The sequence below is a fragment of the Flavobacterium plurextorum genome (assembly GCF_002217395.1).
Classification (GTDB): Bacteria; Bacteroidota; Bacteroidia; order Flavobacteriales; family Flavobacteriaceae; genus Flavobacterium; species Flavobacterium plurextorum.
Genome location: NZ_MUHD01000039.1, coordinates 1 through 24,255, shown reverse-complemented (window position 1 = coordinate 24,255; position 24,255 = coordinate 1). Strand labels below are relative to the sequence as shown.

24 protein-coding genes and 1 tRNA gene are annotated in these 24,255 nt (G+C 32.9%); 14 read left to right on the top strand and 11 right to left on the bottom strand.

All coding sequences use genetic code 11. The features are described from left to right. Nucleotides 1-26: 26 nt before the first annotated feature. The 6 genes from B0A81_RS18920 to hisS form a co-directional block, all read right to left on the bottom strand. Nucleotides 27-1,343 (bottom strand): ABC transporter permease, encoded by a 1,317-nt coding sequence (locus B0A81_RS18920; protein ID WP_089059447.1) that lies wholly within the window; start codon nucleotides 1,341-1,343, stop codon nucleotides 27-29. 55 nt (nucleotides 1,344-1,398) lie between these two features. Beyond that, nucleotides 1,399-2,328: an ABC transporter ATP-binding protein gene (locus B0A81_RS18915; protein ID WP_089059451.1), complete on the bottom strand. Its 930-nt coding sequence runs from the start codon at nucleotides 2,326-2,328 to the stop codon at nucleotides 1,399-1,401. A gap of 161 nt (nucleotides 2,329-2,489) precedes the next feature. Beyond that, nucleotides 2,490-3,599 (bottom strand): molecular chaperone DnaJ, encoded by a 1,110-nt coding sequence (gene dnaJ, locus B0A81_RS18910; RefSeq protein WP_089052880.1) that lies wholly within the window; start codon nucleotides 3,597-3,599, stop codon nucleotides 2,490-2,492. 68 nt (nucleotides 3,600-3,667) lie between these two features. After that, on the bottom strand, nucleotides 3,668-4,246 hold the full coding sequence (locus tag B0A81_RS18905; RefSeq protein ID WP_089059446.1) for a nucleotide exchange factor GrpE: 579 nt from the start codon (nucleotides 4,244-4,246) through the stop codon (nucleotides 3,668-3,670). A 369-nt stretch (nucleotides 4,247-4,615) separates the two neighbouring features. After that, a tRNA-Trp gene (locus tag B0A81_RS18900) sits at nucleotides 4,616-4,686 on the bottom strand. Nucleotides 4,687-4,835: 149 nt separating this feature from the next. Beyond that, nucleotides 4,836-6,263 carry a histidine--tRNA ligase gene (gene hisS, locus B0A81_RS18895; RefSeq protein WP_089059445.1) on the bottom strand — a complete coding sequence of 476 codons (1,428 nt, stop codon included), beginning with the start codon at nucleotides 6,261-6,263 and terminating at the stop codon, nucleotides 4,836-4,838. Between the two features lie 246 nt (nucleotides 6,264-6,509). Between hisS and B0A81_RS18890 the strand changes: the two genes are divergently transcribed. Further along, nucleotides 6,510-7,754 (top strand): ABC transporter permease, encoded by a 1,245-nt coding sequence (locus tag B0A81_RS18890; RefSeq protein ID WP_089059444.1) that lies wholly within the window; start codon nucleotides 6,510-6,512, stop codon nucleotides 7,752-7,754. Nucleotides 7,755-7,816: 62 nt separating this feature from the next. On the opposite strand, the gene prmC is transcribed toward B0A81_RS18890, so the two are convergent. From prmC to B0A81_RS18875, 3 genes are read right to left on the bottom strand one after another with little or no spacing between them, the layout of a single operon-like run. After that, nucleotides 7,817-8,671: a peptide chain release factor N(5)-glutamine methyltransferase gene (gene prmC / locus B0A81_RS18885; protein WP_089059443.1), complete on the bottom strand. Its 855-nt coding sequence runs from the start codon at nucleotides 8,669-8,671 to the stop codon at nucleotides 7,817-7,819. Between the two features lie 33 nt (nucleotides 8,672-8,704). After that, nucleotides 8,705-9,511, bottom strand: a complete 807-nt coding sequence (locus B0A81_RS18880; RefSeq protein WP_089059442.1) for a hypothetical protein — start codon at nucleotides 9,509-9,511, stop codon at nucleotides 8,705-8,707. 4 nt (nucleotides 9,512-9,515) lie between these two features. Further along, nucleotides 9,516-10,001 (bottom strand): GNAT family N-acetyltransferase, encoded by a 486-nt coding sequence (locus B0A81_RS18875; RefSeq protein WP_089059441.1) that lies wholly within the window; start codon nucleotides 9,999-10,001, stop codon nucleotides 9,516-9,518. Between the two features lie 108 nt (nucleotides 10,002-10,109). On the opposite strand from B0A81_RS18875, the gene ribD reads away from it, so the two are divergent. From ribD to B0A81_RS18860, 3 genes are all read left to right on the top strand, one after another. Next, the gene (ribD, locus tag B0A81_RS18870; RefSeq protein WP_089059440.1) at nucleotides 10,110-11,159 is read left to right on the top strand and encodes a bifunctional diaminohydroxyphosphoribosylaminopyrimidine deaminase/5-amino-6-(5-phosphoribosylamino)uracil reductase RibD; all 1,050 of its coding nucleotides are present in this window, start codon (nucleotides 10,110-10,112) and stop codon (nucleotides 11,157-11,159) included. After that, entirely contained in the window at nucleotides 11,152-11,754 is a 603-nt protein-coding gene (locus B0A81_RS18865; RefSeq protein WP_089059439.1) for an HAD family hydrolase, read from the top strand. The genes ribD and B0A81_RS18865 overlap by 8 nt, the downstream gene beginning before the upstream one ends. A 100-nt stretch (nucleotides 11,755-11,854) precedes the next feature. Beyond that, on the top strand, nucleotides 11,855-12,487 hold the full coding sequence (locus B0A81_RS18860; RefSeq protein ID WP_089059450.1) for an IMPACT family protein: 633 nt from the start codon (nucleotides 11,855-11,857) through the stop codon (nucleotides 12,485-12,487). 31 nt (nucleotides 12,488-12,518) lie between these two features. Here B0A81_RS18860 and B0A81_RS18855 read toward each other — a convergent pair whose 3' ends face one another. Further along, nucleotides 12,519-12,923: an acyl-CoA thioesterase gene (locus B0A81_RS18855; RefSeq protein WP_089052871.1), complete on the bottom strand. Its 405-nt coding sequence runs from the start codon at nucleotides 12,921-12,923 to the stop codon at nucleotides 12,519-12,521. Nucleotides 12,924-13,110: 187 nt separating this feature from the next. Between B0A81_RS18855 and dnaA the strand changes: the two genes are divergently transcribed. From dnaA to scpA, 10 genes are all read left to right on the top strand, one after another. After that, nucleotides 13,111-14,538 (top strand): chromosomal replication initiator protein DnaA, encoded by a 1,428-nt coding sequence (gene dnaA / locus B0A81_RS18850; RefSeq protein WP_065451227.1) that lies wholly within the window; start codon nucleotides 13,111-13,113, stop codon nucleotides 14,536-14,538. A 9-nt stretch (nucleotides 14,539-14,547) separates the two neighbouring features. Further along, nucleotides 14,548-15,015, top strand: a complete 468-nt coding sequence (locus B0A81_RS18845; protein ID WP_089059438.1) for a low molecular weight protein-tyrosine-phosphatase — start codon at nucleotides 14,548-14,550, stop codon at nucleotides 15,013-15,015. A 72-nt stretch (nucleotides 15,016-15,087) separates the two neighbouring features. Then, nucleotides 15,088-15,801: an SAM-dependent methyltransferase gene (locus tag B0A81_RS18840; RefSeq protein WP_089059437.1), complete on the top strand. Its 714-nt coding sequence runs from the start codon at nucleotides 15,088-15,090 to the stop codon at nucleotides 15,799-15,801. Nucleotides 15,802-15,822: 21 nt separating this feature from the next. Continuing rightward, nucleotides 15,823-16,323 (top strand): energy transducer TonB, encoded by a 501-nt coding sequence (locus tag B0A81_RS18835; RefSeq protein ID WP_089059436.1) that lies wholly within the window; start codon nucleotides 15,823-15,825, stop codon nucleotides 16,321-16,323. Nucleotides 16,324-16,381: 58 nt separating this feature from the next. Further along, complete coding sequence (locus B0A81_RS18830) at nucleotides 16,382-17,509, top strand: methionine aminotransferase (protein WP_089059435.1); 1,128 nt, start codon at nucleotides 16,382-16,384, stop codon at nucleotides 17,507-17,509. Between the two features lie 74 nt (nucleotides 17,510-17,583). Beyond that, complete coding sequence (locus B0A81_RS18825) at nucleotides 17,584-18,465, top strand: SDR family oxidoreductase (RefSeq protein WP_165768099.1); 882 nt, start codon at nucleotides 17,584-17,586, stop codon at nucleotides 18,463-18,465. Nucleotides 18,466-18,714: 249 nt separating this feature from the next. Continuing rightward, entirely contained in the window at nucleotides 18,715-19,323 is a 609-nt protein-coding gene (gene udk / locus B0A81_RS18820) for a uridine kinase (RefSeq protein ID WP_089052866.1), read from the top strand. 82 nt (nucleotides 19,324-19,405) lie between these two features. Next, nucleotides 19,406-19,732 carry an FtsB family cell division protein gene (locus B0A81_RS18815; RefSeq protein WP_089059434.1) on the top strand — a complete coding sequence of 109 codons (327 nt, stop codon included), beginning with the start codon at nucleotides 19,406-19,408 and terminating at the stop codon, nucleotides 19,730-19,732. 17 nt (nucleotides 19,733-19,749) lie between these two features. Continuing rightward, the gene (locus B0A81_RS18810) at nucleotides 19,750-21,114 is read left to right on the top strand and encodes a methylmalonyl-CoA mutase subunit beta (protein ID WP_089059433.1); all 1,365 of its coding nucleotides are present in this window, start codon (nucleotides 19,750-19,752) and stop codon (nucleotides 21,112-21,114) included. Between the two features lie 45 nt (nucleotides 21,115-21,159). After that, nucleotides 21,160-23,301 carry a methylmalonyl-CoA mutase gene (scpA, locus tag B0A81_RS18805; RefSeq protein ID WP_165768098.1) on the top strand — a complete coding sequence of 714 codons (2,142 nt, stop codon included), beginning with the start codon at nucleotides 21,160-21,162 and terminating at the stop codon, nucleotides 23,299-23,301. Between the two features lie 46 nt (nucleotides 23,302-23,347). On the opposite strand, the gene B0A81_RS18800 is transcribed toward scpA, so the two are convergent. Beyond that, on the bottom strand, nucleotides 23,348-23,992 hold the full coding sequence (locus tag B0A81_RS18800; RefSeq protein WP_089059432.1) for a peptidoglycan-binding protein LysM: 645 nt from the start codon (nucleotides 23,990-23,992) through the stop codon (nucleotides 23,348-23,350). Between the last annotated feature and the right edge of the window lie 263 nt (nucleotides 23,993-24,255).

Sequence of the window (24,255 nt, the reverse complement as noted above, 5' to 3'; positions counted from 1 at the left end):
CTCTATACCTTTGCAACTTTCAAAAACTAGTACTTAAGCCACTTATACAATTCCTTCCAAGTTGGTTTTTTGCCGTACATTAAAATACCTACACGATAAATTTTTGCAGCGAACCAGACAACAAGGAAAAATGTAGCAAACAATAATGATACCGAAATTGCAATTTGCCACCACGGCACGCCAAACGGAATACGCATTAGCATGACAATTGGCGACGTAAGCGGAATCATTGAAAATGCGACCGCAACAGTCCCGTGCGGATCATTTACAACTGTAAAAAATCCGATATAAACACTTAAAATAAGAGGCATTAAAATTGGAAGTAAAAACTGCTGTGAATCGGTTTGATTGTCAACTGCTGCTCCAATTGCCGCATAAAATGAACTGTACAGAAAATAACCTCCTATAAAATATACTACAAACCCAATTATAATACTGGCAATTGGCAGATTCCATAATTCGGCAATATACATTTGCGCCGAACCTGAAAGTTGATGCTGTGCTGATTGCATTAATTCTGGCGAAATTCTAGCCGTTGGGCCAACGTTAACACCAAAAAATGTCGAAGCAGCAAACATTAATCCTAGACCAATAATTGCCCAAATCATAAACTGCAGAATTCCAGCTAGTGAAGTTCCAACAATTTTACCAATCATTAACTGAAATGGTTTTACAGATGAAATGATAATTTCGATAATTCGATTGGTTTTTTCTTCGATTACACTTCGCATTACCATGTTTCCGTAAATGATAATAAACATCATAATCAAATAACCAAAAGCGCCTCCAATTGCAATTTTTATTTCGTTCAAGCCTTTTAAACTCTCTTCTCCTGAAGCTTTAATCAAATGAATATTTACATCTGACTGCGCTTTTTGAATTGCCAAAGTATCCAGTTTTGCTTTTTCAAGATTTAGTTGGGTAATTTTATTTCCAATTATATCCTGAGTGTTTTCTACAAAAGAAATACTTGGACTATTATTTGAAATAAATTCAATTTTACTTTCTAAATCTTTAATCTCAGCTGTTTTTGGAATAACGATTAAACCACTGAAATTTTCTTTTGTAATACTGTCTTTTAAAGCTTTCACCTCAATTTCAGATAAATTAAAGTATTTAAATTCAGCTCCTTTTTTATTCTCTTTTAAAAAATCAGCAGCAAAAAGTCCGGTTTCATCATGAATTGCAATACGCTTTGTTTCTGCTTTCATTGAACTTAAATAGCCAATAAATACCGCTATCGCTACAAACAAAAGCGGACTCAAAAAAGTCATGACAACAAAAGATTTATTGCGAACTTTTGCAATGAATTCTCTTTTTATAATCAACGAGATGATACTCATATTTAATTTTAGATTTTAGATTGTTGATTTAAATTTTAGTTCTTCACTCTAAAATCTAAAACTTATTTTCGGTAACTGTTTGAATAAAAATATCGTTTACACTTGGAATTTTTTCTACAAAGTGCGTCACTTGTCCGCGTTGTGTCAGCACATTCAATAATTCATTTGGAGCTGAATTTCCAATTTGGATATTTAATTTCAAATCGTCATTTAAAGATTTAAAATTCGCTGGCGAAACGGTAAATTTCTGTGTAATATCGTACATCAAACCTTCGACATTGTCTGTCAAAATTCCAACTTCAAAACTATTGGTTTTAAACTGGCGTTTTACGTCGCTTACTTTTCCTTCGATCAATTTATTCGATTTATGAATTAAAGCTATATGATCACAAAGCTCCTCAACGCTTTCCATTCGGTGTGTCGAGAAAATAATAGTTGAACCTTGTTCTTTTAATGCTAAAATTTCATCTTTTATAATATTGGCATTTACTGGGTCAAAACCCGAGAAAGGTTCATCAAAAATCAGCAATTTTGGCTTATGCAAAACACAAACTACAAACTGAATTTTTTGTGCCATTCCTTTTGAGAGTTCTTGAATTTTCTTGTTCCACCAACCTTGAATACCTAAACGATCGAACCAATAATCCAGCTGTTTTTTTGCTTCGGCTTTAGAAAGTCCTTTCATTTGCGCCAGATACAAACACTGCTCTCCAACTTTCATCGAACTGTATAATCCTCTTTCTTCAGGAAGATATCCAATTGTTTGAACGTGTTTTGGCTGTAATTTTTCACCATCTAAAATTACTTCGCCGCTGTCTGGCATTGTAATTTGATTGATGATTCTGATCAGGGAAGTTTTTCCAGCTCCATTTGGACCTAAAAGTCCATAAATACTGCCTTTTGGCACATTTAATGAAACTTCGTTAAGCGCTACATAATTGCCATATTGTTTTACGACTTTATGTACTTCGAGTAAGTTGCTCATTTTATTTTTTAGGTTTTCTTTTAGTGGCTTTTTTATTTTTGCCAACAGTCTGTAAAAGTAAATAATTCACACGGAATCTACATTATAATACGCAAAAAACCCATTCTATTTATGTTTAGAATGGGTTTTGATTTTATGTGCATCTTCAAAAAAAGTGCTGCTTATGAGAACATATCTTTTACTTTCTCGAAAAACGATTTCTCTGATTTTTCCGGGCTTGGTACAAAATGTTCATCATTTAGAGCTTTCTCAAAGAATTGTTTTTGCTCTTTATTTAATGTTTTTGGAGTCCAAACGTTTACGTGAACTAATAAATCACCACTTCCGTAACCGTTTATACTTGGAATTCCTTTTCCTTTTAATCTTAAAATTTTTCCAGATTGAATTCCTTCTTCCAACTTAATACGAACTTTTCCGTTAATTGCTTCGATGTCTTTTGAAGCTCCTAAAACAGCTTCTGGAAAACTAATATATAAATCGTAATGTATGTTCTCGCCTTCGCGTTTCAAGAATTCGTGTTCTAACTCTTCAATGGCAACGATTAAATCTCCTGGAATACTATTTCCTGGCGCATCATTTCCTTTGTTAGAAACTTTCAACTGCATTCCGTCAACAACACCAGCTGGAATTTTGATAGAAACTGTTTCGTCTTCTACCACCATTCCTTGTGCATCTGCTTCAGAAGGTTTTTTATCTAAAATTTGACCTGAACCTCCACAAGTAGGACAAGTTGACGCTGACTGCATTCTTCCTAAAATGGTATTTGTAACACGCATTACCTGACCTTGACCATTACAAGTCGTACAAGTTTTATACGTTACCCCTTTAGCTTGAACTTTACGTTTTACTTTTACTTTTTTCTCAACACCATTTGCAATCTCTTCTAAAGTAAGTTTCACTTTAATTCGAAGATTACTTCCTTTAGCACGACGAGGACCACCGCCTCCGCCTCCGAAACCACCAAATCCACCTCCAAAAATATCACCAAACTGGCTGAAAATGTCATCCATATTCATACCACCGTGGCCGCCGCCAAATCCGCCTGAACCATCAAAAGCTTGATGTCCGTATTGGTCGTATTTCGCTTTTTTGTTAGGATCGCTTAATACTTCGTAAGCTTCTGCCGCTAATTTAAAGTTTTCTTCTGCCTCTTTGTCGCCTGGATTTTTATCCGGGTGATATTTCAACGCACTTTTTCTGTACGCTTTTTTTATTTCGGCAGCATCAGCACTCTTAGAAATGCCTAGTATTTCGTAAAAATCTTTTTTCATAATTAGGTTAAATTCCAAATTTTAAAATACCAAATGCAAAAAAAGCATTTGAAATTTTTATTTGCATTTTAGTTTCCAACAACAACTTTAGGAAAACGAATAATCTTGTCTCCTAATTTGTATCCTTTTTCAATAACATCAACAATTTTGCCCTTTAATTTATCCGAAGGAGCTGGAATTTGAGTAATTGCTTCAGCAACATCTGCATTAAACGCATCACCTGCTTTAATATCAACTTGCTCTAAACCTTTAGAAATTAAAGTATTTTTCAATTTTTCATGAATCAACTCAACTCCTTTTTTCAAATTTTCATCGTCAGATTTATTGATCTCTACAGTTGCTCTGTCAAAATCATCTAAAACAGGGAGCATTGCCTGCAAAACGTCTTGATTTGCCGTTTTGAATAAGTCGATACGCTCCTTTGAAGTTCTTTTTTTGTAATTTTCAAATTCGGCAAATAATCTCAAAAACTTATCTTTTTCTTTTGCCAAGTCTTGAGCCAATTGCTCTTCAACACTTAATTCTTCAACAATTAACTGCTCACCGTTGGCATTGTTCTCTAACGTTACATCATCTAATTCCTGATCGAATTCTGTATTTTCCGTAGTCATATTACTTTTATTTTTAAAAATATTTTTAAACTTCATTTTTTATTCTTTCTGTTGGATTGCAAAAGTACTGCCAAATCTTATAAAATGTCAAATTGTCACTTTATTAGTTATGAGAGTTTTAAAAACCGAATCCTTCAATTAAAATTTAGTATAATTTTAAGACTATTACGTTTTAGTTTACGCTAAATTTGAGTTCAAAATTGGAAACTAAATTATTACCTATCAAAATTGAATTTAAGGGTTGGCTTCGGCCTCATAAATAATTATTAATTCAAGTTTACCTTATATTAAAAAAAGCTTCGCCTTATAGAGAGACGAAGCTTTTTTTTATGCTTTTACCTTTAACTTCTCGAAGCTTCTGATAAATAATTAATAACTACTGTTATTTAGAATGTTTTTTTTTTGCACGGGCGGAGGGATTCGAACCCCCATCAACGGTTTTGGAGACCGCTATTCTACCCTTGAACTACGCCCGTAACTTAAGGTCGGCAAATTAAAAGTTTTTTTTCTTTACCAGCAACTATTTTACGAAGAGATTTAAAAAGAAATTCCTTTTAATCCCAGCAATACAAAGCAAAATCCTCGTAAATAACACATAACCTCCTGTGCTCTTTATGGTTAAGCATTAACCCAGCAAAGCATTTTTTAATCCTTCGAAATCTACAGAAATCTGCTCTCCTGTCACTAAATTTTTAAGAGCATAAGAATTTGAAGCTATTTCTTGATCTCCTGCAATCACTGCAAACGGAATCAAACGCTTATCAGCATACTGAAACTGTTTACCCACTTTTACATTGTCAGGATATAATTCTACTTTTATATTTTCTTTTCTTAATTTTTGAATGGCTTTTGAAGCATACAAAGCCTCATTATCTCCGTAATTGATAAACAATGCTTTTGAAGTCGCTGCAACAGTTTCTGGAAACAACTGCAGTTCTTCTAAAACCAAATAAATTCTATCCAATCCAAAAGAAATTCCAACACCGCTCATGTTTTTCAATCCAAAAATACCCGTCAAATCGTCGTATCTTCCGCCGCCGCCAATCGAACCCATTGAAACAGTTTTTGGTGCCGCAACTTCAAAAATAGCTCCGGTATAATAATTTAAACCACGAGCAAGTGTCACATCAAGATCTAAAATTGCTGTAGACAAACCTAAAGTTGCCACATTGTCACAAATAAATTTGAGTTCCTCAACTCCTTTTGTTCCTTCTTCAGATGAGGCTAATAATTCTGAAAGCTGTTTAATTTTATCTGCAAATGTTCCAGTAAAGCTAAAAAGCGGTTGTACTTTTACCAACGCTTCTTCAGAAATACCTTTTTCTATCATTTCTTTCTTTACGCCGTCTTCACCAATTTTATCCAATTTATCAAGAGCAACTGTAAAATCTATTAATTTATCAGACGCACCAATTACCTCAGCAATTCCAGATAATATTTTTCTATTATTGATTTTAATGGTTACACCTTCCAATCCTAAAGAGGTAAAAACAGTGTCATATAATTGAACCAATTCTACTTCCTGCCAAAGTGATTTTGAACCAACAACATCGGCATCACATTGATAGAATTCTCTGTAACGACCTCTTTGCGGGCGGTCAGCTCTCCAAACGGGTTGTATTTGATATCTTTTAAAAGGAAACTCAATTTCGTTTTGGTGCTGGACAACGTATCTCGCAAATGGAACTGTTAGATCGTAACGAAGTGCTTTTTCAGAAATTTTTCCTGTAAATTTATTCAGCTCGATTCTTTGATTAAGATCGATAGTTTCTGCCGAATTAACTTGCAGTGATTCTATAGATTCTGGCAATTCAATTTTATTTTTATTGAAGAAAAAATTCCCAGAGTTCAAAATTTTAAAAATCAAGCGGTCACCTTCTTCTCCATACTTTCCCATCAAGGTATCTGAATTTTCAAACGAAGGAGTTTCAATTGGCTGAAAACCAAATTTTTCAAAATTATTTTTTATCGTCTGAATTATATATTGACGTTTTGACACCTCTGCAGGCGAAAAATCTCTTGTCCCTTGTGGAATACTTGGTTTTGAAGCCATTTTGATTTAATATTTTAGATTGTTGATTTTAGATTTTAGATTTCTTTGAGATCTAAAATCTAAAAACTTTAAAATTAATTTATTTCTAGATTTACTTTTTAGGTTGTTGACTCATTAGACTTTCGACTTTATAACTTCCCAACTTTCGACTTAATTAAGTTTGCAAATATCTTACTTTTTAAAATAAATAATACGAGTTCGAAAACAAACTTGTAACAAAAAACGTATTTTCGTGACAAATTGGTCATGATGCTAAAATTATTTAAAGAAAATATCCGAATTGCTTTTGGTTCTATCAAAACACAATTATTGCGAACCATTCTTACCGTATTAATTATTGCTATCGGAATCACTGCTTTAGTTGGAATTCTTACTGTTGTGACAGCACTCGAGAATACTGTTTCGACCAATTTCGCTTCAATGGGCGCTAATACATTCAACATCAAACAGTATGCAAATACGGTTCGAAATCGTGGTGGAAAGGAACGTGAAGTTATTAATCCAATTATTTCCTATCCAGAAGCTGTTGCATTCAAAAACAAATACAAATATCCTTTTACCGAAACTTCTCTTTCATTTACTGCCACATCAAAAGCGGAAGTAAAATTTCAGGATACTAAAACTGATCCTGAAATTTCGATTATTGGTATCGACGAACATTATATTTCAAATTCTGGTTTAGAAACAACTTTAGGAAGATCTTTTAATCAATTTGATATCGACAATAATACTTATACCTGTATTGTTGGTTCTGATTTTGAAAAAGGTTTATTGAAAGATGTCAACCCAATTGACAAAGTTATTTCAATACGAGGCGCTCGTTTTAAGGTAATTGGAGTTTTAAAAGAAAAAGGATCCACTTTTGGAAACAGTCAGGATTTACGAGTTCTAATTCCTATTCAAGTAGCGAGATCTTTATTTACGGCTCCCAATATTAATTATACGATGAGTGTAATGGTATCTAAAAAAGAACTTTTAGATCAAGCTGTTGATGATGCAACAAGTGTTATGCGCAGAGTTCGCAAATTAAGTCCAGTACAAGATAATAATTTCGGAATCGGACGAAGTGATGATTTAATTAATCGAATTCTTGGAATCACAAAATATTTAGGATGGGCTTCATGGATTATAAGTATCATTACTATTCTAGGTTCTTCAATTGCTTTGATGAATATTATGATTGTTTCTGTAACTGAACGCACTCGTGAAATTGGAGTTAGAAAAGCTCTGGGCGCTACAAAAGTTACCATTTCGGTTCAATTTTTCATCGAAACCTTATTAATAGGACAAATTGGCGGTTTAGTTGGTATTGTTTTAGGAATCTTGGTAGGTTTTGCTTTTGCTGCCGCAATGAACTTCGCATTTGTAATTCCGTGGATGGCGATTTTTGCTGCTTTCGCAACCAGTTTTATGGTTGCAATTGTTTCCGGATTATATCCTGCAATTAAGGCTTCAAAACTAGATCCAATTGAAGCACTTCGATACGAATAATTTCTTAGTATTCAGTGTTCAGTTCATTGAAAACGCTTTAGAATACTCTATTTACTGAACACTTAAATATTCCCTTTAATCATACGATCGTTATCATAAATATCTTTTCGCAATTCGATACTTTTAAAATTCATTTCCTCCAATAAATCTGTCATTTCTTTTCCAAGATATTGGTTAATCTCAAAATACAGCTGACCGTTTTCCAGCAGATTTTTCTGAGCTAAAGAAGCAATTTTTCGATAAAAAATTAATGCATCGTTATCTTCAACAAAAAGTGCCAAATGCGGTTCATAATCAAGAACATTCTTCTTGATTTCTTCTTTTTCTAAATTGCGAACATAAGGCGGATTGGAAACAATTATATCATAATTTGATTTCAAAATTTCTAACTCCAGAACATTCTTAAGCATAAAAATTATTTCAACATTATTGCTTATTGCATTTCTCTTAGCAGTTTCAAGTGCTTTTTTCGAAACATCGATTGCATAAACTTCCGCATTTGGTAAATTTTTAGCCAATGAAATCGCTATACATCCGCTTCCTGTTCCTATATCTAGAATTTTAACCTTCTTCTTTTTATCAATCGCTTTATTCTCATTGATAATCCATTCAACCAATTCTTCCGTTTCTGGTCTTGGAATCAATACATTTTCGTTTACTTCAAAGTCCAAACCATAAAAATGTGTTTTTCCCAGTAAATACTGAATTGGAACTTCTTTTTTTAATTCTTCCAATATCGAATTCCATACTGTAAAATCAGCTTCACTAAAAGTCAAATCATGATTTAACGCCAAATCTATTTGCCTTAATTTATGTTTGTCTTCTAAAATCAAATAGAAAAAACTCTCCGCTTCGTATGCATCATAAAAAGGCGATAATTCTTTTATAAATTGAGTCCGGTATTGTTTAATTTTCATTTTTATATATCTCTTATTAGATAATCTTTTTAATTAGCAGTCAAACTGTACTGCTGTTTCAGAAACTTTCTTCACTGAATCTCCATTTTCAGCTTTTGAGGAAAGGAACAAAATCACTCGTTCTTCCTCGTAATTTCTGTTTGCCCCAAAAACAAAATCAAGCTTTCCATCTCCATCAATATCTCCTGCAAAAAGCAATTCTACAAACGTGTCATTAAACGACATTTCAGTTAAAAGCAGTTTTTCTGGATTATTCCCAACCGTTAAATACAGTTTATAATCTTCTACTTTCTTAAAAATCTCTATTTTATCATCGTCAGTACTCACTTGCTCTTCAGAAAGAACTTTTCCTTCTCCACGTAAAGTATAATTAAGATTCCCAAAAGTAAAATTCAACTTTTCTTTAGGCCAGATTTTATCTTCTTCAATTTTTACTGTTTTTACTTTCCCTGTTTTCAATTCAGGATAATCCATCAATAGCAAAACTTTCTTTTTAGGCAAAATTGAGAGAACAGAATCACCTGAACATTCGCTGTATCCTTTTTCAATTTTAAAATTAGATTTCCCTAAAAAATACTCATCATTTTCCTGATACAACTCAATCCATTTCTCATTTAAAGCTGTTACAGGATTCTGATTATCATAAGTTCGATAGCTTTGTGGTATCAAAATATCAAATTCATTTTTAAATTCTTCTTCTGATGCTGCATTTTTACTTTCACCAGCTACAATTACTGTGTCTTTTGTTATTACAGTATTTTTTCCTGATTTTTCTTCTTTAGTATTTTTACAAGAAAATAAAATTGAAATCAAAATAAAACCAAAAACACTTTTTTTCATAAACTTATAATTTTTTCAACATCCATACAGGGCAAGAATCGTGCCCAGTAGAACCTAATGGCGCATCTAAATATTCGAATCCTGATTTTTTATATAATTTTTGAGCGGCGTGCATAAAAGGCATTGTTTCAATATAACATTTTTCAAAACCAAAATTTCTTGCCTGCTCTAAACATTTCTCCATCATTATGCTTCCAATTCCTAAACCGCGTGTTTCAGGCAAAAAATACATCTTTTGCAATTCACAAATCTTTGGATCACTATTTTCTAATGGAGCAATTCCTGCGCAGCCCAAAATCTCACCTTCGTTTTCAACTACAAAATAAACCGAATTTGGCTTACTGTATTCTTCAAACATTAAATCTAAATAGGGATCTTCGTATGCAGTGCCCACTTTTGGAATTTCCATTTCATCAAAAACCGATCTTATCAACTTCGCAACCACCTGATTGTCTTTATTTTCAATTCTTCTTATAATCCAATTATTCATTTTCTTTGTATTATTCTAACCTATTGTAAATGTAAAATAGTTTTTTTGATCACTAATCGAATCTGAACCATTATTGAGACTAAACTCAAAAATAACTACTTTTGCAGGGTGAATATACATGAAAAATACATAAGACGCTGCATTGAACTAGCCAAAAATGGCTTCGGAACAACGTATCCAAACCCAATGGTTGGAAGTGTAATTGTCTATAATGATAAAATTATCGGGGAAGGCTGGCACAAAAAAGCAGGCGAACCACATGCTGAAGTAAATGCTGTGCGTTCTGTAAAAGACAAATCGCTTTTAAAAAAAGCTACAATTTATGTTAGCTTAGAACCTTGCAGTCATTTTGGAAAAACACCTCCGTGCTGTGATTTAATTATCGAAAATAAGATCCCGAATGTTGTCGTAGGAACGGTCGATCCAAATGAAAAAGTAGCTGGAAACGGAATCAGAAAACTTCTTGAAGCCGGCGCAAATGTTACTGTAGGAGTTTTGGAAGACGAGTGCAATGAACTCAATAAACGCTTTTTTACTTTTCATCAAAAAAAGAGGCCTTATATTATACTAAAATGGGCAGAAAGTCTGGACGGATATTTAGCTCCTGAAAAAGAAATTAATCAGGAACGTAAACCGGTTTGGATTACTAATAAATATTCCCGTCAATTAGTTCATAAATGGCGCAGTGAAGAACAGGCAATTTTAGTTGGCACACAAACTGTTATAGATGACAATCCGAAATTAAATGTCAGAGATTGGTCTGGAAACAATCCTGTTCGCGTGATTTTAGATCAAAATAACCGAATTTCAAAAGACAGTTTTATTTTTGATGACAGTGTAAAAACTATTGTTCTAACAAAATCAGAAAATAATATTTCGACTGAAAATACACTTTTTGAAAAGATTGAGTTTGATAATAATTCGATTGAAAATATTTTATCGGTTTTACATCAGCATCAAATTCAATCTATAATTATTGAAGGTGGAAAACAAACGCTTCAATCTTTTATTGATAAAAATATTTGGGATGAAGCCAGAATTTTTATTGGAAAGAATACGTTTGAAAAAGGTACGAAAGCGCCAGAACTTAAAAAGAAGAACGAAGCGAAAACTCATATTCAGAACGACGAATTAATATATGTAAGAAATCATGATTGATACTATAATTTTTGACTTTGGTGATATTTTTATCAATCTAGACAAACAAGGAACTATTTCGGGATTACAAAAATTAGGATTAAAAGAATGGAATGCTGATCTTGATCGTTTGAATCTATTATTTGAAACTGGAGATATTTCGTATGATGATTTTGTAACTGGATTTCAAAAACAACTTCCAAATGCAAGCATTAAAGAAATTCTAGAAGCCTGGAATGCCGTTTTGGCTGATTTTCCTTCATATCGATTAGACTTTCTAAAAGAGCTCTCAAAAAAATATCGCTTGTTTTTATTAAGCAATACTGATTCTATTCATATTGCGACTTTCGAGAAAAAAAGCGGCGCACCATTTTATACTGATTTTTACAATTGTTTTGAAAAAGTTTATTTTTCTTTTGAAATGGGATTGAGAAAACCAGACCCAAAAATTTATCAAGTTTTACTTGACAAACACAATCTAGTTCCGGGAAACACTTTGTTTATTGACGACAAAACAGAAAACACAAACAGTGCCGCAACTTTAGGAATTAAGGTTTGGAATCTACAAGTTGGAAAAGAAGATGTTGTTGATTTATTTAACAAAGAGATATTATAAAAACACTTTAACCGCAGATTAAAAGTTTTTTTTCGATTTGCAAAAATCTGTGAGAATCTTTTTAATCTGTGGCAAAAAAACTCAATTTAGAATTTTAATTTTGGAATACAGCGATACTTATCAAACCATAGCAATTAAATCTGAAGAAGTGCTTTTTAAGGAAAAAGGCAGTAAATTCTTTGGTTACGCTTTTCCTATAGAAAACGAGGAGGAAGTAAAACCAATAATTGAGAATTTACGAAAACTTCATCCGCACGCTGTACATTATTGTTATGCTTATCAATTGGGCACGGCTCCAAAAATTTCCTATCGAGCAAATGATGACGGAGAACCGAGTAATACAGCCGGCGCACCCATTTATGGTCAGATACAATCTTTTGGGGTAACCAACGTTCTTATAGTTGTAGTTCGTATTTTTGGAGGCACTAAATTAGGTGTTGGCGGGTTAATTGCCGCTTATCGAACAACGGCACAAATGACATTAGAAGTTTGTGAGATTATTGAAAAAACAATCGATGTTCATTTTTTAATTTCGTTTGATTACAAAAACATGAACAAAGTAATGCGGGTTATAAAGGAAAAGAAACTCGAAATTACTTCTCAAGAAATGGAAATGGATGAAGATTCTGGACTTCCAATAGGCAAAATAATCACCAAAACGCGAAAAAAAAATGCCGAATCAGTATTCGACATTTTTGATTTAATGTTTGAAATCGATATTAAAATTATATAAATTAACATTAAAACGCATCTCATTTTAACAATTATTCAAGTGTTTTAAATAATTCTAAAATGTAATTTGGAGGCGCAGTTGGACGACCCGATTTTAACGAAATAAATACTAAAATAAACACTGCTGTTGTTAATAACTCATTTGACTCATTATAAATTGCACAGTCGAATTCAATCTTAACAGAAGACTGACTTTTGAAGGTGGTATGAATTGTTAAAAGCTCATCATAACGCGCAGATTTTTTATAATTAATCTGCATCGAAACAATTGGCAGACCAATTCCGCTTTCTTCCATGCTTGCATACGAAATCCCTTTGTTTCTAAGCCATTCGACGCGTCCTATTTCAAAATACGGCACATAATTTCCGTGATAAACAACCCCCATTTGGTCAGTTTCAGAGTAACGAACACGCACTTGCGTTTGATGATTTTTCATTATTTACAGATTAAAAAAAATTAACTTTCAAAAACGTCCTTACAACATTTTTTTATAAAATTAGACCCCAAAATATTTTTTTTTACAGAAATTTGTTCACATATTTGTTATCCCGAAATACGGAATAAAATTGCTCCATTTTTATTAGGAGAATCTTTATCAATAATAAAAAAACTTATCTGAATTTATGACTAAAACTGCTCAATCGGTATGGGAAAACTGTTTGTCCTTTATAAAAGACAATATTCAAGATCAAGCTTATAAAACTTGGTTCGAACCAATCAAATCAGTTGAGCTAACCGACAACGCATTATATATTCAGGTACCAAGTAAATTTTTCTACGAATGGCTCGAAGAGCACTACGTAAAATTATTGAAAGTTGCGCTTACCAAAGAACTGGGAAAAAACGCAAAGTTACTGTATAAAATTAAAATGGAGAACACTTATGGAAATAAACAGCCGTTTACCGAGCAGCTGCCAAGTTCCAACAGAGTGCCAATGAAACCGCAAGAGGTTGATGCTCCGTTTAAAAACTTAAATCCAGAGCTTAAAAATCCATTTGTAATTCCAGGAATTAGAAATTTAAAAATTGAGTCTCAGTTAAATCCTAACTATAGTTTTGATAATTTCCTTGAAGGAGACTCAAATCGTTTAGCTCGTTCTGCCGGTATGGCTGTTGCCAACAAACCTGGAGGAACTTCATTTAATCCTTTATTGATTTTTGGAGGAGTTGGTTTAGGAAAAACACACTTAGCACATGCTATAGGTGTAGAAGTAAAAGATAAATATCCAGAAAAAACGGTTTTATATATTTCTGCAGAGATTTTCACACAACAATATATTGATTCGGTTAAAAAGAATAATCGTAATGATTTCATTCATTTTTACCAATTAATCGATGTTTTAATTATTGATGATGTTCAGTTCCTATCAGGAAAATCAGGAACTCAGGATGTATTTTTCCATATTTTCAACTATTTACATCAAAACGGAAAACAGGTAATTTTAACTTCTGACAAAGCTCCTGTTGATATGCAGGATATTGAACAGCGTTTATTATCTCGTTTTAAATGGGGATTATCTGCTGAATTGCATCAGCCTGATTACGAAACTCGTATCTCAATCTTAAAAAACATTTTATATCGTGATGGAGTTGAAATGCCAGAAGATATTATTGAATATGTCGCTCGTAACATTAAATCTAATGTTAGAGAATTAGAAGGCGCGATCATTTCGTTAATTGCCCAATCTTCTTTCAACAAAAAAGAAGTTACTATTGAACTGGCAAAAAGCGTTGTTGAGAAATTTGTTAAAAACGTTAAGAGAGAAATCTCTATCGATTATATTCAAAAAATTGTATCTGACTATTTTCAACTTGATATCGAAACTCTTCAATCTAAAACACGAAAGAGGCACGTTGTTCAAGCGAGGCAGCTGGCTATGTTTTTTGCAAAAAAATTCACTAAAGCTTCTTTGGCAAATATTGGTTCACAAATTGGAGACCGTGATCATGCCACTGTTTTACATGCCTGCAAAACCGTTGACAATTTAGTTTCTACAGACAAACAATTCAAAAAATTTGTCGAAGACATCAACAAAAAACTAACGCTATAAACGCGAATCATGCCAGTAAAAATTTTAATGGTTTGCTTAGGGAATATTTGCAGATCTCCTTTAGCCGAAGGAATATTAGCTTCAAAATTGCCTAATGATAAATTCATCGTTGATTCTGCTGGAACAGGATCATGGCATGTAGGCCACTCACCAGACAAACGGTCTATTGCTGTTGCTAAAAAAAACGGCTTACGTATTGACAATCAAAAAGGAAGACAATTTAAAACTTCAGATTTTGACGAATTTGATTACATCTATGCAATGGACAGCTCAAATTTACGTGACGTCCTTCATCTTGCCAAAACTCCTGAGCACAAAAACAAAGTTCATCTTATTCTAAATGAATTATTTCCAGATGAAAATGTAGATGTTCCAGATCCTTTTTACGGAGCTGTTAACGGATTTGACAGTGTCTATGAAATGTTGAATGAAGCATCTGAAATTATTGCCCAAAAACTCATCAAAAAGCATTCATAATATAATTTGTATTTTAGTTATTTATAAATAATTAAAATACATTTTTTGTTTTAAACTATAAAATATCACAAAATGAAACTTCTAGGAAAACTATATTTAATTCCAACTACAATGGGCGAAAGCGACCCTATGGATGTTTTACCTCAAACAGTTAGAAGAAGTATCGAACTCATAGATCACTATATTGTCGAAAATGACAAAACTGCAAGAAAATCAATAAAAGCAGTTTATCCTGAAAAAAAACAATCAGAATTAGTTCTTTTTACCCTTAATAAACGTACTGAACCAAGCGAACATTTAGACTTCATAAAACCTTTATTAGAAGGAAAAAACATGGGTTTAATGAGCGAAGCAGGATGTCCTGGTGTTGCTGATCCTGGTGCAGTAATTGTAAAACTGGCACATGAAAAAGGAATTCAGGTTGTTCCATTGGTTGGTCCTTCTTCTATTTTATTAGCGATGATGGCTTCTGGAATGAATGGTCAAAGCTTTACTTTCAATGGTTATTTACCAATTGACAAAGACGAGAAAAAATCAGCATTAAAACATTTTGAGAAATTATCTCAGGATAAAAACCAATCGCAGATTTTTATTGAAACTCCTTATAGAAATAATAAATTGATCGAAGATCTTGTACAGATTTTAAATCCATCAACACATTTGTGTATTGCAGCAGATATTACTTTGCCAACAGAATTTATTAAAACAATGAAAATTTCTGATTGGAAAAAATTAAAAGTAGATTTACATAATCGACCGACGATTTTCATTATTCATAAAATGTAAGTTAACCTTAAAGTCATCGTAATGAAAAAGCTTTTAATCCTGATTTTGCTATGCTGCCTGCAGAGTATGTTTTCTCAAAACACTAAACAAGTTTCTAAAACAAAAGCTTCAGAAACAAAAAAAGCAGAACCTGTTATAGTTGAAGATAAAGATCTTTATTTCGATTCACATTTAATTATTGACGAAAACGTTCCGACGAATAGCGATAAGACAATTTACAATACTGCAGGAATAGACATTAAACCAATTTTTCCGGGAGGCTTTGAGAAATTCTATAAATTTGTAGAAAATAATTTCAAAAATCCTGATGAAGGTATTGACTTCAAAGGAAAAAAAATCTACGTAACTTTTATAGTTGAGCAAGATGGCGCATTAACTGATATAAAAATCCTTAGAGATGCAGGCTTCAATACAGGAGCTGAAGCAATTCGAGTTTTAAAAAAATGCCCTAAATGGTCTCCAGGAGAAAAAGACGGTAAAAAAGTCAGAGTTTTATATTCACTCCCAATAACTTTAAAATAGTTAAATTCAATCCGTTTTTTATATCACACTCAACAGTTTTCCCAAATCAAACTTTATCATGAGTAAACTTCCAAACGTAACCACAAGCATTTTCACGGTAATGTCAAAAATGGCATCCGAATATAATGCAATTAACCTTTCGCAAGGATTTCCAAATTTCCCCGTTGACGAAAGACTTACAGATATTATTGCACGATTATCCAAAGAAAACGTGCATCAATATACACCAATGGCAGGTTATCCGCCATTGATGAGTAAAATTGCAAAGCTGACTCAGAGTTCTTACAACAGAACGATTAATCCTGATTTAGAACTTTTGATTACTGCGGGTGCAACACAGGGAATTTTTACATCGATTTTGGCTTTGGTAAAAGAAAATGATGAAGTAATCATTCTTGATCCAAGTTATGATTCGTACGAATCGCCTGTTTTACTATGCAATGCAAAACCTGTTCGTGTGGCACTAAACGATGATTATACGCCAAATTGGGAAACAATCGAAAAAGCGTGTTCGGATAAAAGCCGAATGATTATCATCAATAATCCGCATAATCCGACAGGAAAAATATTAAACGAAGCTGATTTTGATCAATTAGAAAAAATACTTTCAAAATTTCCAGATCTTTTGGTTTTATCTGATGAAGTTTATGAATACATTACTTTTGAAGAAAAACATATTTCAGCACATACCAAAAATTTCCTTTTAGATCGTTGTATTATGGTTTCTTCTTTTGGAAAATCATTTCATATTACGGGTTGGAAAATTGGTTACACCATTGCACCTGAACATTTAATGAAAGAAATCAAGAAAGTACATCAGTTTTTGGTTTTTAGTGTAAATAGCATTTCGCAAGCTGCGATCAGCGAATATTTAGACGTTGTTGATGTAAATTTACTTGGAAAATTCTACCAAGAAAAAAGAGATTATTTCCAAAAACTACTTCAAAACAGCCGTTTCGAATTGAAACCATGTGAAGGAACTTACTTTCAAGTCGCTTCTTATGCTGCCATTTCAGATGAAGATGATGTAACTTTCTGTAAAAATTTAATTATTAATCATGGTGTCGCTGCGATTCCTATTTCAACTTTCTATTCTGATCATAAAGATCAGAAATTAATACGCTTTTGCTTCGCTAAAGACAATTTCACTCTAGAAACTGCCGCAAAAAAACTGTGCGAAATATAAAGTTTATCAAAATTTTACAACTTTATTATGCGTGCATCCTATTTTTTTAATTAATATTGTAAAAAAAGAAAAGTATGAGCTATACAGATAAAATGTTACGTGATGACGCTTTGAAAGGAAAAGTTATCGTTGTTACAGGCGGCGGAAGCGGCTTAGGAAAAGCTATGACAAAATATTTTCTAGAATTAGGCGCTCAAGTCGCGATAACTTCTAGAGATTTAGAAAAGTTAAAAACAACTGCAGCAGAGCTTGAAAGTGAAACTGGCGGAAAATGTTTACCTCTTCAATGTGATGTTCGTCATTATGAAGAAGTAGAAAATATGCTTCAGGAAACCTTAAAAGTTTTTGGAAAAGTAGACGTTCTTTTAAACAATGCTGCTGGAAATTTTATTTCTCCAACAGAACGTTTGTCTGCAAATGCATTTGATACTGTTATAGACATTGTACTTAAGGGTTCTAAAAACTGCACATTGGCTTTTGGAAAACACTGGATCGACACTAAACAAACATCGGCAACGATTTTAAATATTGTAACGACTTATGCTTGGACTGGTTCTGCATATGTTGTTCCAAGTGCTACTGCAAAAGCAGGAGTTTTGGCAATGACAAGAAGTCTTGCTGTGGAATGGGCAAAATACGGAATTCGTTCTAATGCTATTGCACCAGGACCATTCCCAACAAAAGGTGCATGGGACAGATTATTACCAGGAGATCTTGCCGAAAAGTTTGACATGGCTAAAAAAGTGCCTTTGAAACGAGTTGGAGATCACCAAGAATTAGCCAATTTGGCGGCTTATTTAGTATCTGATTTCTCCGCTTATGTAAATGGAGATGTTATCACAATCGACGGAGGCGAATGGCTGAAAGGTGCGGGACAATTCAATTTATTAGAAGCAATCCCTGAAGAACTTTGGGATCAGCTTGAGATGATGATAAAAGCAAAAAAGAATAAATAATTACAAGTGCTTACTAAATTCAGAATATTTTATCAAATCTATACTGATTGCACAAAATCCCGAAGGTTTTACTTTCGGGATTTTTATTTTTTTTACTATATGAATGATATTAGTTCAATCAAGTAAGATTTTGTTTAAATATCTGTCGGCTTAAATTTACTTACATTACTTATATGGTTAAATTACATAATATGTTTAGAACATCACTTAAATTATTATTTTTGTCGAACAAATTATAATATAAATTTTATGCTCATTATTGGACTTGCAGGAGGAACAGGAAGTGGAAAAACAACAGTAGTACACCAAATCATGACCGAATTACCAGACACTGAAGTTGGTGTAATTTCTCAAGATTCGTATTACAAACAAACCGATAATTTATCTTTCGATGAAAGAGCATTAATTAATTTTGATCATCCAAGATCTATTGATTTCGAACTTTTAGTAAAACATCTAAAAGCTCTAAAATCAGGAGAAACTATTGATCAACCTGTTTATTCTTTCATACAGCACAACAGAACAGATGATACCGTATCAACACACCCAAGAAAAGTAATGATCGTTGAAGGGATTTTAATTTTAACAAATCCCGAATTACGTGAACTTTGCGATATCAAAATTTTCGTTCATGCCGATTCTGATGAAAGATTAGTTCGTCGTTTAAAAAGAGATATTTCAGAAAGAGGACGCGATATCGACGAGGTTTTAAACCGTTATCAAAACACTTTAAAACCTATGCATGAGCAATTTATAGAACCTTCTAAAGCTTTTGCTGATATTATTATACCTAATGACAAATACAATACTGTAGCAATTGATGTAGTTCGCGCTGTAATTAATCAGAGAATTTCATAATTTTTATTGTAAATTTAAACCATTAAAAAATGATCTAATCCTGATGTTATCGGGATCAGTATAATAGGTAATTAAAAGTAAAATGAAAAATCCTTATAAAGACAAAAAATGGTTTAAACTCCTAGGCAATAAATATGTTTGGGTACTTCTCTTTTTTGTTATCTGGATGTTGTTTCTAGACAATTATTCCTATTTTGATCATCGTTTTTTAGACCAGCAGATCAATGAACTGCAAGACAATAAAAGATACTATCAGGACGAAATAAAAAAAGATCAAGAACAGATTAAGCAGTTAAAAAATCCTGAACAAATAGAAAAATATGCTCGCGAAAAGTATTTTATGAAAAAAGACAGCGAAGATATTTACATCATTCAATTCGAAGGAGATACTATTCAAGATAAAGAATAATCAGAAAAAAGCAACTAATGGCTAATACACTATTCAACGATTTTAATCCGATTTCATCCAAACAATGGAAACAAAAAATTCAGTTTGAATTAGATGGAGCTGATTATAATGAAACGATGATTTGGAATTCGCCTGAAGATATTCAGGTAAAACCTTTTTATCATCATGACGAATTCACAAAAGCAGCATCGGTTACAACTCAAGCTTCTAATTTTCAAATCTGTCAAAATATCTTTGTACATGATATCGAAAAATCGATTAAACGTGCAATTGATACAATCGAAAGAGGCGCAGAAAGTCTTCGTTTTACTATTCAAAACGAAAATACTGATATTCAAAAATTACTAGAAAATCTTCCTTTAGAAAACAAAACCGTTTACTTCAATTTAAGTTTTATCTCAATCGATTTCGTGAAATTATTAAATGCAATTTCTGTTGAAAAAAAAGCTGTTTTTTATTGTAATTTAGATCCTATCGGACAATTGACCCGTGACGGAAATTGGTTTACAACTTCAGATAAAAATAATTTTGAAACGCTTGAAAAAATTTCAAACAAGGCAAAAGATCTTTCATTGCTAAGTATTGATTCAGGTTTATATCAAAATGCAGGAGCAAATATTACGCAGCAAATCGCATATAGTTTAGCACACGCGAATGAATATTTAAATCGTTTACCAAGTATTACAAAACCAATAGTTTTTCAAGTTTCGGTTGGAACAAATTATTTTTTTGAAATTGCGAAACTTCGAGCTTTACGAATGCTTTTTAAATTAATTGCAACCGAATACAGTTCTAATTTAGATTGTCATTTATTGGTTACACCAACGAAACGAAATAAAACTATTTACGATTATAATGTCAATATGCTTCGCACTACAACCGAATGCATGTCGGCAATCCTAGGCGGCGCAGATGCTGTTGCTAATTTACCTTATGATTCTTTGTACCATAAAGACAATGAATTTGGTGACCGAATAGCCCGCAATCAGCTTTTAGTTTTAAAACACGAAAGCTATTTTGACAAAGTAGATAATCCTGCTGATGGAAGCTATTATATTGAAAGTCTAACGATGCAGCTGGCTGAAAAAAGTTTAACGCTTTTTAAAGATATTGAGGCTAATGGAGGCTTCTTAAAACTTCTAAACGACGGAACTATCAAAAAGAAAATTCATGAAAGTGCCGCTAAGGAACAAGAATTATTCGACTCGAAAAAAGAAGTTTTATTAGGCACAAATAAATACCCTAATAAAGAGGACAAAATGAAGCATGATTTAGAATTGTTTCCTTTTGTAAAAATCAAGCCTAGAAAAACATTAATTACGCCTATTATAGAAAAAAGATTAGCAGAAAAGCTGGAACAGGAAAGGCTTGAGGTTGAATAATTTTCTTTATCTGTAATTAATAAAACAATATAACGGAGCGTCTCCATGATAAGAAAAGACCTTAAACATATTAAATTAGATGTTAAAAGTGAGAAGTTAGACGAGCTAACGCGTAACTCTCAACCTATAACTCCTAACTTCACAACAGCCGAAGGAATCGAACTCAAAAAAAACTATTCTGAAAAAGATATAGAAGATTTAGAGTTTCTCGATTTCGGAGCTGGTTTTGCACCTAATTTACGCGGACCATACGCTACGATGTATGTTCGTCGTCCTTGGACAATTCGTCAATACGCTGGATTTTCAACTGCAGAAGAAAGTAATGCTTTTTATAGAAGAAATCTTGCCGCAGGTCAAAAAGGGCTTTCAATTGCTTTTGATTTACCTACTCATCGCGGTTACGATTCAGATCACGAACGTGTTGTTGGAGATGTTGGAAAAGCAGGCGTGGCAATTGATTCTGTTGAAGATATGAAAGTATTATTCGATCAAATTCCGCTTGATGAAATGTCAGTTTCAATGACCATGAATGGTGCAGTTTTACCTATTATGGCATTTTATATTGTTGCTGCTGAAGAACAAGGTGTTGAACTAAATAAACTTTCAGGAACTATTCAAAATGATATTTTGAAGGAATTCATGGTTCGTAACACTTATATATATCCACCGGCGCCATCCATGAAAATTATTGCTGATATTTTTGAGTTTACGAGCAAAAAAATGCCAAAATTCAATTCTATCTCTATTTCAGGATATCATATGCAAGAAGCTGGAGCAACGGCAGATATTGAATTAGCTTACACTTTAGCAGATGGATTAGAATATATTAGAACGGGATTATCAACTGGAATGACGATTGATGAATTTGCTCCCCGCCTTTCTTTCTTTTGGGCGATTGGAATGAATCATTTTATGGAAATTGCAAAAATGAGAGCGGGTCGAATGATTTGGGCAAAACTGCTTCAACAGTTCAACCCGAAAAGCGACAAATCATTAGCATTAAGAACACATTGCCAAACCAGCGGATGGAGCTTAACAGAACAAGATCCTTTTAATAATGTAGCGAGAACTTGTATCGAAGCAACAGCAGCTGCGTTTGGAGGCACACAGTCTTTACACACAAATGCACTTGATGAAGCGATCGCATTACCTACCGACTTTTCGGCTAGAATTGCTCGCAATACGCAAATATATTTACAAGAAGAAACAAAAATAACCAAAACTGTAGATCCTTGGGGCGGCAGTTATTATGTAGAATCGCTTACAAATGAAATTTTAGAAAGTACTTGGAAACTGATTGAAGAAGTTGAAGAACTGGGCGGAATGACAAAAGCGATTGAAGCTGGAATTCCAAAATTAAGAATTGAAGAAGCTGCTGCTAGAAAACAAGCTAGAATCGACAGCGGTCAAGACATAATAGTTGGTGTTAATAAATTTAGATTAGATAAAGAAGATCCTTTACATATTTTGGATGTTGACAACCAAATGGTTCGTAAACAACAAATTGAACGACTTACTGAAATAAAAGAAAAAAGAGATTCACAAAAAGTAAATCAATCACTTGAAAAATTAACGCATTGCGCAAGAACCAAAGAAGGCAACTTATTAGAAATTGCTATCGAAGCTGCCAGAAATAGAGCAACTTTAGGCGAAATAAGTGATGCTCTTGAAAGTGTGTTTGGAAGGTTTAAAGCGCAAATTAAATCATTTAGCGGTGTGTATAGTGCAGCAATAAAGAATGACGAGAATTTCGAAAAAGCGAAACAGCTTGCTGATGCTTTTGCGAAGCAAGAAGGAAGACGTCCAAGAATTATGATTGCCAAAATGGGACAGGACGGTCATGACCGTGGTGCAAAAGTAGTTGCAACAGGTTATGCAGATGTAGGTTTTGATGTTGATATAGGACCTTTATTTCAAACTCCAGCGGAAGCTGCTAAACAAGCTGTTGAGAATGATGTTCACATATTAGGTGTTTCTTCTCTTGCTGCGGGTCATAAAACATTGGTTCCGCAAGTTATTGAAGAGCTTAAAAAACACGATCGTGAAGACATTATGGTAATTGTTGGCGGAGTAATTCCTGCACAAGATTATCAATTTTTGTTTGATGCAGGTGCCGCAGCAATATTTGGTCCCGGAACCAAAATAAGTGAAGCTGCCATTAAAATTCTAGAAATACTAATTGACTAGATTATAAAAAAAATATCCCGATTGCTCGGGATATTTTTTTTTAATGTTAATCGTTTATTGTTGCATTACTATCTGCTTCAATAAAAGAAAGATCATAGCCGCCAAAATCACGCATGTAACTTTTTAATGAAGTTCCAAAAGCATCTCTAAAATGTCTATTGCCATTATTTTTAAAAAAGTTTTTTACTGATCCAGCACCACCTAAATGCGCTGCCGCTAAAATACCTGATTCGGTAATTTGAATACCACTAACAACTTTTCCTTCATACTTTTCAATTTCATTACGCAAAATCCATTTGTTTTTAGATAATAATGCTAGAAAAGCTTTTTCCTGTAAGGCAGGATCTTTTAGAAATTCTTTTTCATTGCTGACTCCGATAGCACGTAATGCTTTAGAACCAAATTGATATTTTCCCATATATCCTAGAGAATTTACCATTCGGTATTTTCCTTGAGACTCTTTAAAAGCAACTGCTTCTTTAAAACCAATAAGACGATTTCCTGTATATGGGACGTTTAGACTAATTTTAGGATAATCATCCTTTTCTGTTGATGGAAATATATACTCAGATCCATCTGTTTTTTCTGTTAAAAACCAAGGTTTGGTTTCCAAAGTAAAGGGTTTAAAACCCAAACTTAAAAATGTAATAATAACGATCAAACTCGCATAAAAATACCACTTCTTTATCATAAATTGTTTTTCTTCAAAACGCTGTCACCTTTTTGAAATTTCTACGCTGCAAAGATAACGAATATTAAACAATGTTATAAATCAACACTTTACGAGTTTTTAAGATTTTTAAAATTTAGTCTAAACCCTTTAATAACGCATTATTAGAGCTTATTTTTTTAAAATGAATAAGGCTTAAAAAAGGGGAAAAACTAATTCAATAAAATGTCATTTTTATCAAATTTTTATCAAATTTGTTAAAATAGACAGATTAAACTTACCAT

Coding starts and splice junctions, on each gene's coding strand:
- B0A81_RS18920 (WP_089059447.1), bottom strand. CDS start 1,343: ATGAGTATCATCTCGTTGATTATAAAAAGAGAATTCATTGCAAAAGTT.
- B0A81_RS18915 (WP_089059451.1), bottom strand. CDS start 2,328: ATGAGCAACTTACTCGAAGTACATAAAGTCGTAAAACAATATGGCAAT.
- dnaJ (WP_089052880.1), bottom strand. CDS start 3,599: ATGAAAAAAGATTTTTACGAAATACTAGGCATTTCTAAGAGTGCTGAT.
- B0A81_RS18905 (WP_089059446.1), bottom strand. CDS start 4,246: ATGAAGTTTAAAAATATTTTTAAAAATAAAAGTAATATGACTACGGAA.
- hisS (WP_089059445.1), bottom strand. CDS start 6,263: ATGGCTTCAAAACCAAGTATTCCACAAGGGACAAGAGATTTTTCGCCT.
- B0A81_RS18890 (WP_089059444.1), top strand. CDS start 6,510: ATGATGCTAAAATTATTTAAAGAAAATATCCGAATTGCTTTTGGTTCT.
- prmC (WP_089059443.1), bottom strand. CDS start 8,671: ATGAAAATTAAACAATACCGGACTCAATTTATAAAAGAATTATCGCCT.
- B0A81_RS18880 (WP_089059442.1), bottom strand. CDS start 9,511: ATGAAAAAAAGTGTTTTTGGTTTTATTTTGATTTCAATTTTATTTTCT.
- B0A81_RS18875 (WP_089059441.1), bottom strand. CDS start 10,001: ATGAATAATTGGATTATAAGAAGAATTGAAAATAAAGACAATCAGGTG.
- B0A81_RS18865 (WP_089059439.1), top strand. CDS start 11,152: ATGATTGATACTATAATTTTTGACTTTGGTGATATTTTTATCAATCTA.
- B0A81_RS18855 (WP_089052871.1), bottom strand. CDS start 12,923: ATGAAAAATCATCAAACGCAAGTGCGTGTTCGTTACTCTGAAACTGAC.
- dnaA (WP_065451227.1), top strand. CDS start 13,111: ATGACTAAAACTGCTCAATCGGTATGGGAAAACTGTTTGTCCTTTATA.
- B0A81_RS18845 (WP_089059438.1), top strand. CDS start 14,548: ATGCCAGTAAAAATTTTAATGGTTTGCTTAGGGAATATTTGCAGATCT.
- B0A81_RS18840 (WP_089059437.1), top strand. CDS start 15,088: ATGAAACTTCTAGGAAAACTATATTTAATTCCAACTACAATGGGCGAA.
- B0A81_RS18835 (WP_089059436.1), top strand. CDS start 15,823: ATGAAAAAGCTTTTAATCCTGATTTTGCTATGCTGCCTGCAGAGTATG.
- B0A81_RS18830 (WP_089059435.1), top strand. CDS start 16,382: ATGAGTAAACTTCCAAACGTAACCACAAGCATTTTCACGGTAATGTCA.
- B0A81_RS18825 (WP_165768099.1), top strand. CDS start 17,584: ATGAGCTATACAGATAAAATGTTACGTGATGACGCTTTGAAAGGAAAA.
- udk (WP_089052866.1), top strand. CDS start 18,715: ATGCTCATTATTGGACTTGCAGGAGGAACAGGAAGTGGAAAAACAACA.
- B0A81_RS18815 (WP_089059434.1), top strand. CDS start 19,406: ATGAAAAATCCTTATAAAGACAAAAAATGGTTTAAACTCCTAGGCAAT.
- B0A81_RS18810 (WP_089059433.1), top strand. CDS start 19,750: ATGGCTAATACACTATTCAACGATTTTAATCCGATTTCATCCAAACAA.
- scpA (WP_165768098.1), top strand. CDS start 21,160: ATGATAAGAAAAGACCTTAAACATATTAAATTAGATGTTAAAAGTGAG.
- B0A81_RS18800 (WP_089059432.1), bottom strand. CDS start 23,992: ATGATAAAGAAGTGGTATTTTTATGCGAGTTTGATCGTTATTATTACA.